Consider the following 16,594-nt stretch of genomic DNA (forward strand, 5'->3'; position numbering starts at 1 on the left):
TCACTTCTATACGGTGACTGAGCGTAGTCGAAGGCACAGGATTGCATTTTAATTCGTATTGATTGGAATAGTCACGATTACACGTGTTCCCGGAAATTCAGTGTCCGAGCTATCTGCAGTATCAATTGAAACGCTGTAAGCGCTATTTTTTCCTTGCAAGGATTTCAGACGTTCTTCCGTAATTTGTGTCCCGTAGGATTTATGTTTGGAATCTTTCTTCTCTTTTTTGGACGCCGCATAGCCAATCCCATTATCTTGAATCAGGACTTTCAACAAATCGTTTTCCTGGTAAAGTTTCAGGAACAATTCACCGCCATTAGGTCGTTTCACCAAACCATGAAGAATTGCATTTTCAACATATGGCTGAATTAACATCGGAGGAATACACGGATACGAGGGCATCTGACGGGGTTCACATTCGATAGTAAAGATGAATGCATCTTTAAAACGCATCTTTTCCAGTAAAATATAATTCTTCAAAGTCTCGCATTCCTCCTCAATCGTAATAAAGGACATCCTGGAATTTGCCAGGGTCTGCCGAATCAATCTTGCAAACCGAATTAAGTATTTCTCTGCATTTTCATTTTCTTCGTACAAGAGAAAACTATGAATGGAGTTCAATGAATTAAAGATGAAATGAGGATTCATTTGTGCAGCCAAAGCCATTCTTTCCAATTCCATCATTCGGTTCAAGAGGTGGTTTTTCCTATTTACCGCACCAACCGTATACCTTAAAATAGCATAGAAAAGAATTCCCACCAAAGCGATATAAATCAGGATGAAATACCATCTGAGGAAAATGATTTTTTCAACTCTAAAACTAGCTAACACCTTAGATTCTGTCCAATCATTTTGCTCATTCAAGAAGGATACTTCCAAATCATAATTTCCATCCACCGGATTATTGATGATTATCTCACCTTTATCAGAACTTATCCAGGTTTGATCTTTTCCAAAGCGGTATTTGTAACTGGTACGCTTGGTCAACAGCTTATTTGAAAGGAAGATTTTAATCAAATCTGTTGTTGCAGGGTACACCTTGCTTTTCGGAAGTTTTTTGTTCTTGTCAAAAGCCAGAATGGAGAACACCCCAATTGGGCATCCTTTCTTTACCTTCTTTACTTTCCGAAAATCTATTTTTTGAACACCAAATTTGGTTGCCAAATAAACCACATCCTTGTAGGAGTATAAATCATTTATTTCTCCACTTGACAGCAAACACTTATTTAAAAAAGAACAAACAATTACTTTTTCTTTTTTCTTTACAAATAAGAATAATCCTTTTTGGGTAGCAATCCAAAGGCGTTTTTTTTCATCAAAGAACACATTCAAAATCTGTTTGCCAATATTAGCCTTAACAACAAGCTTCTCCAATTTATCCTTTTCAGCATTAACACTGAAAATTTCACCTGTATTTGAAATGGCTACCACACCCCATTCCTTGTTATACTCCAAAAAATTAATCCGCTTAGACAACAACTTTTGAGTACTCATCAAAACACGCCCATTTCCGATTTTGAAGGTAAACAAACCTTCATTTCGAAGAATAACCAATTTCCTTTTTGAAGTCATAAAAAACAGATTTATTCCTCCTCCAATCCCACTCGAATAAATCTCTTCTATATTTGTTGTTACAACTGATTTACCAATAATTTCCGAGATTACATCTCCGTTGTAATTGATTCCCACAACAGAAGAATCCGTTGCGTAAACAGGATTAAACGGATAAGTCGCATCCACATCTTTCCAATCGCCCCAATTCACGGTTCCCTTTTCAAAGGCGAAACCGTTCTTCACCGGTAATAAATTGTATTTAAGTACGGTTTTGCCAACTTCCTTGCAAAGAAACGGAGGATACAACTGCTGCCATTTACCTACATAACAGGTAATCACCACATTGTCCTTGTTTCCATTTATAAAGCGAATATCTTCATCCAAATTAGTTCCATTAACGAATAATTGGGAAAACGATTCATCATAAATAGCAAAAAGACCTTTTTCAAGTGTCGTAATCCATAATGTCCCATTTCGATCCTTGCAAACAGAAGTACCTGAATAATTTGACAGATAATGATTAACTAAAACAAGTGTTTTCGTTTTAGGATTAAAGCGGTACTTCTTTAGCCCGTTCTTATACAATCCAACATATAAAAATTGACCATCAGAATCCAATGAAATGACCTCTGCGTTCTCCGGAAACAGTTTAAATTGTTGCTGATAATTTAAGTACAACTTCCTGCTAGCCATCAAGAAAAGATGATTTTGATGCCTTTTGAATCTCATGGTAGTTCCAAAAATGAGCTTTCCAGCAAGAACTTTCTTATTATTTCTGATAAAGTAGGTATTATAAGAATCTAGTGGCGTTTCCCTATTCTTAAAAGCCATTACCTGATCTCCAAACTCAAAAAAATAGCCTTCTTTCCCAAGCTTATCAGATATTACACGTGCTTTTCCCTTATTGGTAACTGCTATCATTTTCTTGTCGCTAGCACCATAGATTATAGAACGATCTGCATTTACATGAAGTAATACATGAGGATTTTTTACCAGTGAAACCGCCTTTTCAAGTTTATGATTGTAGACATATGGTTTCATCTCTCCTTTTTCAAAAACACTCAACATCCCATTATAACCGATAAACCAGATTGCCCCATTTGGTGCTTCCACCAGTCTGAAATTAACATTGTCAGACAACCCGTTTTCCACTGTGTATTTGCGAAATTCAAATCCATCGTATCGAACAACTCCGCGATCTGTCAAAATCCACAAGAGTCCCGATTTATCCTGGTAAACCTGATAGCTTTCCGAACTTGGCAAGCCGTTTTCAATCCCAAAATGATCGTAATTGTATTCCCATGAGATACGATTTCCCTGAGCGGCTGCTACCGAAGTAATTCCGACAAAAAAGATTCCCCACAAAAAGTGCTTGATCAATTGAAAATGCATGATGCATGTTTAGTAAGCAAATGTAATAAAAACGGGGTCAACAATAATTCACTTACTGCTGCTGCACGATTGAATTGGACTTTCTTAGACGGATTTGCCATTTTTGCACGGGATAAACGCTTGCAGTTATCTGAAGATCTTGTACTGACAGCTCAAATGGAATTTACTAGAAACTGGTTAAAGCCATGCTATTCAACTGATGTTCAAGTGAGGCTAATGAAGAATGTTCGTAAGGCGTTAGAACACCTGATATAAATTCAATGCCCTTGACATCATCATTTATTGAATGTGATACTCCCCAATCAGTTCCATTTAGACCACCACTTGAGGCTTGATACAACTGCCATGATAAGACTTCTGTTGAAGTGAACATTTTTTGAATATCCGGACAATGTCCATCATCACAATCAGTAACAACTGGCATTACCAGATTAAAAAACTCTCCTGAGGTTTTAGTTCTGTTTTGGTCAATGTGAGTTGATGAAAATTTGATTGCCTCATGCTTTTTCTCATTTTTAACCCATTGTAAAACCATTTGAGGAATAATGTATTCCGGTTTGAATGCTGCATCAGAGTCAGGAACTTTTACAGAACAAACCGCAATTAGAGGCCAAGCAAGTAAATGCCTTAAAAGAGTCGGTTCATCCATATTACTTCGGTCAAAATTTTTCTGATAAAAAGTATTACAGAGATCCAGGTATTTGATATTTCTTTGAGTTTGAAGTCGAACCGAGTGTAACTTTGTAAGTTCTGGTCTCCTCATTTCTTCCCAAGCTACATATATTGAATTTGCAAGGTACAAACATGGGTATCCAGGAATACTGAATCTTTGAGTCTTGATTAAGTCTCTCTTATGAAACGGGATATGGAAAAGTTCTTTTTTGTTTAAGCGGTACCCTCCATTTTTATCTTGAGTTCTCAACCTATAAAGACTTCTTTTATCAAGGTCATTATCTTTTAGCAGAATTTCGATTGCAACTCCAGAAGCATTAAATGATTCGACAAGACGCTGGTAAGCCTCCATTGGACGACCATCAAGATACATATCAATACATTGCAGTATTCCAGTTACAAGAATTTTTATTTTGTCTTTATCTTTATCAGGAAAAAAAGTTGATAGCTGAAGGGAATCAACTTTTGTAATGAAATCTGAAAACAGCTTTTTAATAAAAGGTCTGAAGAAATGTTCTGAATTCCTTTCTAAGGGAAGGTTAAGAATCCCGTCCTCAAACAAGTCATTTATACTTATGCTCATGCGTGTTGGAGACCTGATAATTCTGCTTTGGAGATATTTTTAATATCTATTGTTTCTTGAAGTTGTTTTTTTTCTGCTTCAGAAGCATCTCGCCAAGTTATGAGATTCCCAACTGGAATAAATGCATACTCTGTGCCTACTCTTTTTTCACTATATGGAATAGCATCAAGAACCACACCTTTCTTGCGTTTACCTAAGTAGATAAACTCAATAAGTCTATTGTGATATGGGAAAAATTCTAAATGATCCATAATACTCAAATATATTAAATACAAATATGTTTTCCAAATATAAAAATGTTAGTATTCCTTAAGGTTACAGATGTTTAATGTAACATTAAAACCGAGAGATTATCATACGTTTTTTTAATTATTTTCTTCTGTTCTTTTTCCCAACACCTCATTATCAATAATTTTGATACGCTTCTCTTTATAGTCATTACCATAAAATTCATATTCTCTGCCTTAGGCACAACAACTTGAACCAATTAATATGTTTTACAAAAAATGTGTTTGCAGGTCGCGAATCACATCTTCTTTCTTCTGACGTGAAATCGGAATTTTCAATCCGTTTTTCATTTTGATATATCCACCTTCTTCCTTCAGGTATTCATCCACGAATTTCATATTGACAATGAATGACTTGTGTGGTCGAATGAAATTCACATTCGCTTTCAATTTATCGTCAAAAAACTTCAAAGGCTTGGAAACCAGTATTTCCTTTCCATCCTCCAGGAATACTTTACAATAAGAACTATCTGCTTCGAAAGACACAATCGCATCCAAACGCACGAAACACATTCCATCTGCTGTCGGAATAGAGATTTTGCGCTCCCCATTCCCATAAGAAATCAGGATCTGATCTGCACTCATGGAACGTTTTTCCCGAACTTTATCCAGGGCTTGATTCACTGCTTCAACAAACAATTCGGAATCAATCGGTTTCATTAAGTAATCGAGGGCATGATAACGGAATGCTTTTACTGCATATTGATCGAAGGCTGTCGTGAAAATAATCTGGGCGGCAAAAGCATCGCTGTCGTCCAACACATCAAATCCGGTTCCATCACCTAAATTGATATCGATGAAGATCAGATCAGCTTCTGTTTCATTAATTAACTGAACTGCAGATTTGAAAGAATCCGCTTCTCCAAGAATTTGAAAATTCGGAAAATAGCGCTCCAAATATTTTGAAATAACCCTCCTTGCATCAACCTCATCGTCGATAATTAACACCCTCTTAGTTTTCATAGTCATAACAGTAAATAGTTGTAATCTCCTTTAAAGTAAATGTCGTTAGTAATCTTATAAAATGAATGAGTGGATGGTTTGAAAATTTGACTTAACCTGGTAGTAATTTACGAAAAAAAAAGTTGTCCCCTTTTCTATTCACAAATAGAATTTCCTTGCAGCGGATTAAATAAATTATCCCTAAAAAGCTTACCATAGGCAGAAGTCTCTGTTTAGAATTCCAAAATTAAGAAACGTTACAAAATCGACTTTATTTTATACTGCCAATAATTCACAATGTCCCTGTTCCATTAAAAAAATGGTAACTTTAGTGCTTCAAAATGAACCATGACAAAATTGTTACTTTCGGCGGTAATTGCAGTTGGCGTAATCCTCACCTCCTCTTTCGGCTTCAATAAGACACCAGATGACCAAACTGTAAAGTACAATACGGAATATGTCATTGTGCTTGTGATCGACGGTCCCCGCTTCACGGAAACATTCGGAGATTCAACTTACAAATACATTCCGCATTTAGGTAATGAGCTAAAAAAAGAAGGTGTTCTTCTAAGTAATTTCAGAAACAACGGTCCAACCTACACGATTTCAGGACATTCGGCAATTGTTACCGGAAGGTATCAGCATATCTCGAATGCAGGAAAACAGTTCCCGAAATATCCATCTATGTTCCAATATTACCTGAAAGAAAAAGCAGTTCCAAAATCGGATGCATGGGTTATTTCGAGTAAAGGAAAATTGGAGGTTTTAGGAAATACCACTTATAAGAAATGGTCGAATGTCTTCAAACCTTGCACCTATTGCGGACTCAATGGAAACGGAGCAGATTACACCGGTGACCAGGAAACTTTCGATAAGGTAAAAGATGTTCTTTCTGCTGAAAAACCACCACATCTGATGCTGATCAATCTGCTTGCTGCTGATTCCTATGCACATTCAAAAGAATGGGACCGCTATTTAAGATCCATTCAGCAATGTGACGATTATGCATTCCATCTATGGAATTTCATTCAGTCCAACGAAAAACTGAAAGACAAAACTGCACTTATCATCACGAACGATCATGGTCGTCATTTGGATGGACATAAAGACGGATATATCAGCCACGGCGATAACTGCGAAGGATGCAGACACATCAGTCTGTTGGCAATCGGTCCTGATTTCAAACAGAATGTCGAATCCAAAGATTGTGCGGAACAATTAGATATCAGTAAAACGATCTCGGAAATACTTCATTTCTCCATGCCTACCGGAAAAGGGCGGGTTTTGAAGGAACTCTTTAAATAATTACGAGATCCGAAATCCGAATTAGTAGTTATTCAAACTCGAATTCTGCCAGATCAATGATTTCGCTTTGCTCTTCCAATCTCCGGGTGATACTTTGAGTCTTCTCATTCTTCCGACCATAATTGGTGATCAGTTTCACATGTATTGTTGTCAATCCGGATAAAGTCTGAGCACTGCTTCCATAATAATTCGCCTGAATCTGATAAGTTCCCTTCATCGCTTTTTTAATCATGAACTCTTCCGGTCCATAACCACCTGTGCAATCGAGTGAAATTCGCCCTCCGGCTTCCGTTAATTGATGTGAATAATCACATTTTTCACCTGACGGATCTGTCACCCATAAATCAATGTCGCAATTATCGGAATCCCAATCGATCACTACACGGACATCAACAGGTAGTTGCCAGATCAGTTTTTTACTCAGTTTACCGGTTGCCAATTTGTGTTTCGATACCAAGTGGTTCAACTCAACCAAACAAATATTTTCAATGTCTCTGAATCGATCGTCCCAGCTATGAGTAATTACATATTTCAGCTCGGAAAATGCTTTGGAATAGTTCCTGTTCAGTTCATAGGCCAAAGCCAAATCGCGGTATGACTGAGGTTCTTCAGGACGCATTTTTTTCACCCTTTCAAATACGGAAACTGCCAATTCGTATTCTCGCATCTGTTCGTAGCGATGAGCCAGAATGCGCAACATTTGAGGATTTTCCATTTCCAATTCCGAAATATTGGAAAGTATGCGGATCGCTTCTTTCTTCTTACCAAGTTTCAGGAAATAATCCGAGACATCCACGTAAAACGAAGGTTGGTTCTGGTATTTCTTTTTTAGAGAAAGATAGGTTGTGTAAAGTCCTGACTGGTTACTTGCCTTCAGTTTATTCAAATAGGGTGTTTCCGGATCCCAGTTTGAAAGTTCAATTTTAGCTTCCAGCTCGTTTTTATCTGAAACTTTGAAACCCGATGCATTTACATCCGTCACCTGAAATGTTAAATTAGAGGTTTCAGACCAAGAATAACTTGTTGCTCCATTTGAAGTCGCGCTAAGACTATAAGTACCAGATGAAACCGCACGATCGGAAAGAACAACTGTTTCACCTACAGCAGCATCTTGTCCCTGGCTCGTATTTGCATTCCCGCTTGATGTAACAACATCCATTGTTTCCATCGTTTTCAGTTTTTCTTCCTTCTCCACCGGTTTGGGTTCAAAGTCAGTTCTCCACCATTCGATTAATTCTTCAAAACGCGTTTGAACCATCTCCCGGTGTTCCTTGGTCTCTTTCTTCGAATCAATTTCAGGAGTTTCTTGTGCTTTCAAGCGTTTATAATACTCTTTTCTCATCTCTACCGGTGGAACGATCCGATATTGCAGGTAATCTTCCAAAGCGTCCAGGACAATGAGTGAAGTATAGCGGGAGATCAGCTTATTCTGTTTCGCCAAACGGATCATTTCGGGTTTGTTCTTTTCATTTTCCAGATCCAACTCTTTCAGGTAGTTATTGGACCAAAATTTAGAAAGCATTTCCGTCGATTTCACTTTTCTCAAGGCATCCCGCTTCAAGTTGATTTTCTTTGTCACTTTCCCTCCCGATCCGAAGAGCAATGTGAATTCTTTTGGAAGGGATTTCAATTTGGAATAGGTCCTAAAATCAGAATCGGCAAACGATCCGATTCCGGTAGTTTTTCCTTCTATCCCTTGAATTCCCAGGAACTGAAGTTGTTCGTATTTCAATTTATTCAAACTCTCAGCCAATCCGTTTTCATTCAAGTTGATGAATTCACCTCCGTTTTGTGCCGTCAATTGTGCCGAACGGGAATCAAATTCAGAACTGGAGCTGATCACATACACGCGCTTGTTCTTCAGTTTCGGAAAGGACTCTTTACCTAAATTGGATAAACAATCTGACAACAAAAGTACTTCTTCTCCTAAGATCTGATCGGCGGCAATACACCCCAACTGGGTTCCTCCATCCAATTTTTGGTAATCCAACTCTTCCAGAAAACGGGTGATGTCCGATTCACTCAGAATCGTCCTCCAGCTTGTTTCGTGTACTGCATTGCTGAATACGATCAATTGAACATCCACTTTCTTGAAGCTAGCCAGGTATTTCCGGATCAGGGCTTTTTCTTTCTCAAAATTCCGTTTTTCAGAAGAGGCGGAAACATCCAATAAAACGGATACCGATCTCAGTTTTGATTTCAGGTGTTTTTCCTGTTTTGGCTGAAGAGAGGTTTGAAAAATGTAATTGCCGTCTTCTGTAGGTGCGATAGTGGATTCCGACTCATCCAAATCCTGTTGGATCAATTGAATTCCTTTTTTCAGTTTCACTTTCTTCAAATCGGATCTCGTCACAAATTGACCTCCGACCAAGGAATAGGTATTTCGTTTATCTAAGATCTCCTGACCTAAATCATCCACAGAAATGGAGCAGGAATAATTTTCAATTTCGCCGCTGTAATTTAACGGAAGAAAGTAAGCATTCATTCCGTCTTTCGTGGTCAACTCTTCCACATAGGTAATGGAAATTTTCTTTGTTCCTTTTGCCGGAATCGGGTAAACCCGGGCTTTGAATGTATTTCCTTTTGATAACTCCAACAATCCCGGATCGACTTTTCTGCGAACAGTGGATTCAAATGCCACTCTTCCCAAATCCTTATCCACGATAACACCTTCACGCATCTTGCCATTCACTTCCAATTGAAAGTTACTGATCAATTGTTTTTCACCCAATGGGAAATAAAACTCTCCTTCCAAAATGCGGTCATTCTCATTTTCAAATTCAATTTCCAATCTGGTCTCTGCAAAGCTTCCATGAATCGCGGTCTTGATATGCAAGCTCCGTGTATTCAAAGGCATACTGATCTCCTGCTTATTCTTGACCATCAAAGCCGGACTAGACAGGCTGGTATTCAGGTTCAGTTTTTCAACTGTCCAATTCGCATGTTTCGCAGCATGTTTATGCTTTTTAGGAGTGATTGGTGCTTCTTTCGAGAAAAGTCCGTAGAATAGGAATGAAAGCCCGAATACAAGAGCCAAACCAGGAGCCAGATACTTCTTTAAGTTCATAGAGAATAGATTTCGCTTAAGAATACATCTTGCTCAAGCAAAGGTTCAATCTGCCTTATTCTCCGTCCATGAAATACCAGCGACCTGCTATTTTCTCAAATCTGGAATCTTCCGTGTGACGCGTCAATTGGTTTGTTTCATCCAGGTAGGTCGCAACGAACTTGACGCGCTTTTCCGAAGAAGAAAGAATCTCCAAACTGATCCAGGTACTGTTTGAAGCCCATTCCAGGATTGATTTCGGATTGTAGTATTTTCTGAATTTCGGTGAGGTTGTTTCCAGGATATAGGAAACATTTTTGGTCACGTATGCCGAATACCTGGAGCGCATTAATTCTTCTGCAGTTGCTGGAAAACGAGTTTCCAAAAGGAATGGTTCACAGCATTCAACGAACGGTTTTTGACTTCCGCAATGACATGCACCTACTATTTCCGAACTCATGGTTTCTTTTTCCGGATAGCTTCGTCCATATGCAACTTAGCCACATTCGGACGAATGAAGTTTTCCTTCGTATCGATCAAAGGTTCGTAAGGATAATTGCCGAACAGTGTCGATAAGCGATTGATTGCAAATACTTTTTTAGTGTAGTGATTTGAAAGGATGATCATGCAGATCGTATCTTGTCTCAAGGATGCATAACAACCTGTATTTCCGTGCCACCAACCCGTGTGAAAAAACAAAGTTGACTTCCCTTTGTCTTCCCGCATCCGGAATCCTAAACCGTAGTTACTTTTCCCTTTATGTTCGTAGCTGTAACCTTTGAAAATCTCTTTTTTGATCGCATCACTCAGGAATGCACTTGAATAAGTTCCTTTGTCCAGTTTCAGTAAGTCTCTTGCTGTTGTATACAAGTTCTTATCTCCGTAAACGCCATCCAGGTTGGTGAATGGTTCCAGTGTATTTCTTGAATCATAGGATTGAGCCAGGGAATCCGAATTTTTAGATCCGTCGTTGATAAAGGAATCGGTCATTTCCAAGGGATCAAAAACCAACTCTTCGGCAAGACGGGGAAACTTCTTGTGGGTGATTCGTTCAGCAATCAAAGCCAACAAGACATAATTGGTATTGCAATAGGAAAACTGCGAATTCGGGGGGAAGTACAGGGGCATTTTGTACGTATTCAGGAGCTGAACAATCTTTTGATTGGTCAGGGTTTTGGTTGCAGGCCAAATGGAATAGGGAAAATACCCGTAATATGGAATTCCACTTCTGTGATTCAACAACATTCTGACCGTTATTCCCTCGTACATGATCTCCGGCAAATACGAGCGGATATCTTTATCCAAAACAACCAGATTTGAATCAACCAACTTGCAGATCACAATAGCTGTAACCACCTTCGAAATAGAAGCCACGTGTAGAGGAGTGTGTTTATCAACCCGTTGTTTGAATTGATGATTCGCCATTCCTTTGTAACGTTCGTAAACGACCACTCCGTTTTTTGCCACCAGAAACATCCCATTAAAATCAGGTGCGATCCGGTCACGGTAAAAATGACTGATACTGTCGTAATAATGCGGAACAAATGATTTCGGAACCGGATTAAATTTGGGGAATCGGAATTCTTCCACGGAGGTTTCAGCATCCGTTTTTTTCGCAACCTTGACTTCCGTCTGACAGCCAAAAAGCAAAAAAAAGAACACTAAAAGGGTTGTAAACCGAGAAAATCCGAAAATCATGGCGCAAAGATAGGAAAACGCTTTATCCTTGCAAGCGACTATTAATAAGTATACTCAGCCGTCATTTTACGAATCAAACCATCACGACCTTTCACTTGTAAAGTAACGTTAAAATCAACCGGTTTTCCTTTATTGGCAGTTTTTGCTTTTGTCAATGCATCGAGCACTTCTTGTGTAATTGCTCCGCCGGTAATTAACGGAAGTGGTGCTGCAATCAAGGGTGAATTCACCTGATAGTTAACCACTTCAAAACCCGGATTCTCCAAAATTAAAGTTTCATCGTACCCGACACGTAAGTTCACTTTATCCAATGTTACAACAGGAGAACCTGCGGGAGAAACTCCCCAGAAAACAGTTGGTACAGGTAAATTCAAGACGCGAAATTGCCATGTTCCGACCACATTCTTGTCTTTGAAGTTCCGGGCAATTACAGTGATGTTTTTTGCAGAGGCATGTGGTTTCAAAATAAAACACGAATCTGTCCGGTAAATCTGAGCCTGGTCGCTTTCCAAATCAAGAAATGCTGTTTCTGCTCCCGCACCTATTTTGATTTTGTTATCATAGCCGCGATAGACCACATTGTACTCAGGAAAACCTAAGGCAACTTGAGAAAAACTAAAATGACAAATCAAACATGTAATTAAACTAATAACTATTTTCATATAACAGGTGTTAAATTTATTACTAAATATACCATTTATAATTAACTTGTTTACATGAAAAATTACAGACCAGTAGCAGCAATCCTTTTCACAACACTTCTTCTCTCTTGTGGTAACAATCAGGAGGAAAAGCAAGAAGCCGAAACTCCCGTTGAAACTCAAACATTGAATGAGGAGCCACTACCGGAACTGAAAAAAGAAGCTAAAAAACCGAAGGAAGATACCCATGTCAAAATCACCCATACGGAAGATAAACTGATCGATCTGGTTTGGCAACTTCCTGAAGTGAAAAGCTTGTCTGATAAGATCGAACGCGAATCAAAAGGGAAACGTCATCTGGTAGGACGCATCTCCTCCACTCCATCCGATGATCAGGAATATTACGGGGTTTCAGTTGCAGAAGATAACGGTGAAGCTTTGGCTACTTATTTTGAGTTCCGCATCTATCCGGATAATACGATGTATTACTACGATGTCGTGGAGGACCAGGAGTTAACCCTAAAAGAATGGCGGACCCGGAAAAAATAATCCAAGTCCGCCAAATAGCATATTAAGTGTTGCGGTTTTTTCTATTTGAATAGTTGCACAAATCCTTGTCCTTCGAACAATTCATCCTGTGCTCCTTTGGCTGTGTACTTATAGAAGTAAACACCTTCGTTCACCAAGTTTCCTCCAGAATCTTTCCCGTCCCAACTGAATGGCACTGCGCTGGAAACATAGACCGGATTTCCCCAACGGTTGACAACCGTCACGTCCAATTCCTTGATATTCAGCAATTCGAATGTAAAGAAGTCATTCACATGATCCCCATTCGGAGTAAAGATATTCGGAGCCTTGATATCAACAGGTACAATTACCGGTGGAATTGGAGGAACCGGAGGAGGAAGGACAATTACGGTAACAAATGCCGTATCTGTGCAGTTTCCATTAATTGCTACCAAAATCACATTATAGGACCCAACAGAATCGTATACCTGATTTTGTGAAGAAAGATCCGTTGTGGAGTTGGTGTTTCCATTTCCAAAATACCAATCAAAGCTATTTGAATTCGAACTTCCATTCGTGAATGTAACCGACAACGGTCCATAACCGGAAATTGGATTTGCAGAAACTTGCGCTATTGGTGGGTTCAAAGTCGTCACTAAAACTGAATCTGTTCTATGACAGCCTTGGTTTTCAACATCGATATAATACCATCCTGCACCTAAGTTTTGCCAAACAGATGCATTGATCTGATTCGGATTATTGGCTCCCGGACCATTCCACGTATAAATCGGTTGTCCTACGAATGGACCATGCACCAACGTATAAACGGCACCATCATTGACTCCACAGCTTGTAGGCTGAGCTGCAACCGTATCAAATCCCCAAGGCATTGCTGTAATGGATACATTGACAGAATCACAAAGAATACATCCGGATCCGCTCGGACTGACTGCAGACACAGTATACCAGCCAGAAGTTGCTGGTGTGATCGTCGGAGTTGTTGCACCCGTTTCCCATGTGAAATTAGGATTCTGGAAATTTGCGGTTGCAGTTATCGCTTGTGGTTCATTTTGACAAAAAGTGATATTTGCTCCGGCATCAACTGTATTTGCATCGTAAGTGACAACCAATGTATCTGATTGAAGACAAGCTGTATTGAATGTAATATTGTCAATCGCGAAATCATTGTTCCCACTGGAAACCTGGGCAACAATACTGATGGTTGCCGATGTACTCACTCCGGAATTCCAAAACTGGGAAAATTGCTGCCAATTACATGAAAGCAAAGTTGGGCTGAAAACCGGTCCGATCTGTACTCCATTGATAAAGAATTGCAATATGGCAACGTTTGACTGCGTGATATTTTCCACACTGGTTGCCCAGGCAGAGAAGGAATAATCCGTGTTCGGATCGACTGCGATCACTTGTGACCAAACAGTTGTATTAGGAACGTTTGATCCATTGACAACCAACATATTTCCCGGTCCTGTGGTTCCAAGATCACTGCATGCCCCAAAATTGTTGTGAACCAGATTCGGGCTGGTTGTGACTGCATAAGTCGATGGATTTGTTAATAAGCCAAATGAACCTCCGGTTCCGGGTCCGTATCCTGTTGTGAATCCGGTATTCCCCGCTTCAAAGTCTCCATTGACAACCAAATTAGCTGTATAATTGACCACATTCAACACAACCGAAGTGGGTGCTGTGATCGTTACATCCGTTTGGTTTCCCGGTAAAATATTCCATGTATATGCATCGTAGCCGGATGGTGCTACCAAATTCAATGATTGCCCTTGACAGAGTAATGTGTCATTTCCCAGATTCAACAACGGAAATTGGGAACATTGTGAGCTTGCTGTATTCCAGGTCAATACGACAATAAATGCACCTAATATTTTTTTCTTCATAACGCAAATCTATGAATACTAAACGGATATAGTAACTATTTAGTTGCTTGAGGAATCTTTTTTTTCTGTTTTTAACAATTTATTAAGAACCTATCTTATCATCAAAAAGCATGTATGCTTAAATAAGATTAACTAACTTTGCATCTATGAAATTCAATGAATTAGGATTAAACGATTTGGTCCTTGAAGCCATTCATCACATGGGCTTCGAAAATGCAACTCCAATCCAACAGTTTTCCATTCCAGAAATCCTTGCTAATAGCGATTTATTAGCTTGTGCACAAACCGGAACAGGGAAAACCGCTGCATTCATCCTTCCTATTTTGCATAAGCTTACAGGAAAAGAAGATGCTTCCATAAATACACTGATCCTGGTTCCTACCAGAGAACTTGCGATTCAGATAGAACAAGAAATACAAGGTCTGTCTTATTTTGTTTCGGTAGGATCCGTTGCAATTTATGGTGGTGGTGACGGTACTCGCTGGGAAGAACAAAAAAACGCATTGGTTGAAGGAACGGATATCATCGTTGCCACTCCGGGGAAATTACTGTCTCACATCATGCAAGGTTATGTTGATTTCTCTCAATTGGAACACTTGATTCTGGATGAAGCTGACAAGATGCTGGACATGGGGTTCTCGGATGATATTGAGCGGATCATTTCGCATCTTCCCAAAAAGAGACAAACTTTACTTTTCAGTGCCACGATGCCATCGAAAATTAAAAACCTGTCTTCGAAGATCCTGATCCATCCAAAAGAAATTGCCCTTTCCATTTCCAAACCGGCAGCCGGAGTTTCACAAAATGTGATTCTTTGCTTTGATGAACAAAAAAATAAGGTTCTCGATTTTATATTGAAAGAGCGCACCAACTATGATAGCATCATCATTTTCACTTCGGCTAAAAGCAAGGTTCATGAAATTGTTTATGCATTGAGAAAGGTCGGGTATAAGAATACACAAGGTGTTTCTTCGAACCTGGAGCAGGAAGAACGGGAAGAAGTGTTGAGAGGGTTCAGATCCAAACGCACACGTATTTTGGTTGCTACAGATGTAATGAGTCGTGGAATTGATATCAAGGAGATCAATCTGGTAATCAATTATGATGCTCCGAGAGATGCGGAAGATTATGTTCACCGGATCGGTAGAACAGCGCGTGCAAATACGAAAGGGGAAGCATATACCTTGATTAACCCAAAAGATATGCCCAAACTTTCCCGTATCGAACGATTGATTGAAATGGAAATTCCACGTGTTACGCTTCCTGAAGAATTAGGAGCAACTCCTGAATGGAAGACTTCCGGTTCGGGCTCCGGTCATCCTTCCGGTGGAAAAAACAAGAATCGTAATAAGAAGAAATATTTCGGGAAGAAAAAAGCAGATTGATTCAATGGTTTTTAAAGGTGGTCGTTCATTCGTTATACGAATGTCGCCACTTCTCCATTTTTCGCATTTCGAACACGTTCTGAATACCCTTTAAAGAAGTAAGGAATATTATCCTCGTCACCATTCACAATGCGGTTTTTCACTTTTCCAAAGGTCAAAAGGGAAATCTCAAAATTCGGGAGTCCTGTTTTTAATAAAGGTTGTTCCAGACTATCTTCCCAAAAGTAAACACCTCCGTAGGTTCGTCTGGCAACTTCCAGAATATATGATCCTGTCTGTGCACAAAAGTCATCAATAATCTCATTATCCGAAAGATCCGCGAAATCTGAAAAATCTTCAATCAAACTATCCAATACGTTCAGACTGCGGATTGAATAATCAAAAGCTCCGTCGTATTTGGAATTAAATGCACGTACAATTTTCTCAGCATTCGCAGTTGCCTTGCTGATAAACTCTTGCTGTATTTTATCAAAGATATCTTTCCCTAAATCGGTTGTGATTAGTGGTTCTTCGTCTTTGACCTCGGCTTTTCCGTACTTGAAAAATTGAAAAAATTTCATTTTTTGATTAGATGTGTAGCGTAGTTCTAATTCTAAGTTGCAAAAGTACAACTTTTTTAAATCATCGGTATTGTCAAAACTTATTTGTATCGAATTATTTTTCAACCCTTATTGA

General features: G+C 39.1%; 13 protein-coding genes. 3 read left to right on the top strand and 10 right to left on the bottom strand.

The window, feature by feature from the left end:
• Positions 1–48: 48 nt before the first annotated feature.
• The 4 genes from AAG807_RS07955 to AAG807_RS07970 form a co-directional block, all read right to left on the bottom strand.
• On the bottom strand, positions 49–2,946 hold the full coding sequence (locus tag AAG807_RS07955) for a histidine kinase (protein WP_341902161.1): 2,898 nt from the start codon (positions 2,944–2,946) through the stop codon (positions 49–51).
• 166 nt (positions 2,947–3,112) lie between these two features.
• The gene (locus AAG807_RS07960) at positions 3,113–4,201 is read right to left on the bottom strand and encodes a hypothetical protein (RefSeq protein WP_341902163.1); all 1,089 of its coding nucleotides are present in this window, start codon (positions 4,199–4,201) and stop codon (positions 3,113–3,115) included.
• Positions 4,198–4,452 carry a hypothetical protein gene (locus tag AAG807_RS07965; RefSeq protein WP_341902165.1) on the bottom strand — a complete coding sequence of 85 codons (255 nt, stop codon included), beginning with the start codon at positions 4,450–4,452 and terminating at the stop codon, positions 4,198–4,200. Before AAG807_RS07965 ends, AAG807_RS07960 begins: the two co-directional genes overlap by 4 nt.
• Before the next feature lie 246 nt (positions 4,453–4,698).
• On the bottom strand, positions 4,699–5,451 hold the full coding sequence (locus tag AAG807_RS07970; protein ID WP_341902167.1) for a LytTR family DNA-binding domain-containing protein: 753 nt from the start codon (positions 5,449–5,451) through the stop codon (positions 4,699–4,701).
• Between the two features lie 327 nt (positions 5,452–5,778).
• Here AAG807_RS07970 and AAG807_RS07975 point away from each other — a divergent pair, with 327 nt between their 5' ends.
• Positions 5,779–6,735, top strand: coding sequence for an alkaline phosphatase family protein (locus tag AAG807_RS07975; RefSeq protein WP_341902169.1), 957 nt, complete (start codon positions 5,779–5,781; stop codon positions 6,733–6,735).
• A gap of 28 nt (positions 6,736–6,763) precedes the next feature.
• Here AAG807_RS07975 and AAG807_RS07980 read toward each other — a convergent pair whose 3' ends face one another.
• From AAG807_RS07980 to AAG807_RS07995, 4 genes are read right to left on the bottom strand one after another with little or no spacing between them, the layout of a single operon-like run.
• Positions 6,764–9,802: a VIT domain-containing protein gene (locus tag AAG807_RS07980; RefSeq protein ID WP_341902171.1), complete on the bottom strand. Its 3,039-nt coding sequence runs from the start codon at positions 9,800–9,802 to the stop codon at positions 6,764–6,766.
• A gap of 55 nt (positions 9,803–9,857) precedes the next feature.
• Positions 9,858–10,241 carry a YchJ family protein gene (locus AAG807_RS07985; protein ID WP_341902173.1) on the bottom strand — a complete coding sequence of 128 codons (384 nt, stop codon included), beginning with the start codon at positions 10,239–10,241 and terminating at the stop codon, positions 9,858–9,860.
• Entirely contained in the window at positions 10,238–11,479 is a 1,242-nt protein-coding gene (locus AAG807_RS07990) for a serine hydrolase domain-containing protein (RefSeq protein WP_341902174.1), read from the bottom strand. Before AAG807_RS07990 ends, AAG807_RS07985 begins: the two co-directional genes overlap by 4 nt.
• A gap of 41 nt (positions 11,480–11,520) precedes the next feature.
• Complete coding sequence (locus AAG807_RS07995) at positions 11,521–12,141, bottom strand: hypothetical protein (RefSeq protein ID WP_341902177.1); 621 nt, start codon at positions 12,139–12,141, stop codon at positions 11,521–11,523.
• 54 nt (positions 12,142–12,195) lie between these two features.
• Between AAG807_RS07995 and AAG807_RS08000 the strand changes: the two genes are divergently transcribed.
• Positions 12,196–12,669 (top strand): hypothetical protein, encoded by a 474-nt coding sequence (locus AAG807_RS08000; RefSeq protein ID WP_341902179.1) that lies wholly within the window; start codon positions 12,196–12,198, stop codon positions 12,667–12,669.
• 41 nt (positions 12,670–12,710) lie between these two features.
• Here the strand turns inward: AAG807_RS08000 and AAG807_RS08005 are convergent, their stop codons facing one another.
• On the bottom strand, positions 12,711–14,534 hold the full coding sequence (locus tag AAG807_RS08005) for a gliding motility-associated C-terminal domain-containing protein (protein ID WP_341902181.1): 1,824 nt from the start codon (positions 14,532–14,534) through the stop codon (positions 12,711–12,713).
• Positions 14,535–14,680: 146 nt separating this feature from the next.
• On the opposite strand from AAG807_RS08005, the gene AAG807_RS08010 reads away from it, so the two are divergent.
• On the top strand, positions 14,681–15,919 hold the full coding sequence (locus AAG807_RS08010; protein WP_341902182.1) for a DEAD/DEAH box helicase: 1,239 nt from the start codon (positions 14,681–14,683) through the stop codon (positions 15,917–15,919).
• Between the two features lie 32 nt (positions 15,920–15,951).
• On the opposite strand, the gene AAG807_RS08015 is transcribed toward AAG807_RS08010, so the two are convergent.
• A complete protein-coding gene (locus tag AAG807_RS08015) occupies positions 15,952–16,479 on the bottom strand; it encodes a hypothetical protein (protein WP_341902183.1) in 528 nt (175 codons plus the stop codon).
• Positions 16,480–16,594 lie beyond the last annotated feature (115 nt).

It is taken from the genome of Fluviicola taffensis DSM 16823, from assembly GCF_943372375.1.
Taxonomy (GTDB): domain Bacteria; phylum Bacteroidota; class Bacteroidia; order Flavobacteriales_D; family Crocinitomicaceae; genus Fluviicola; species Fluviicola taffensis_A.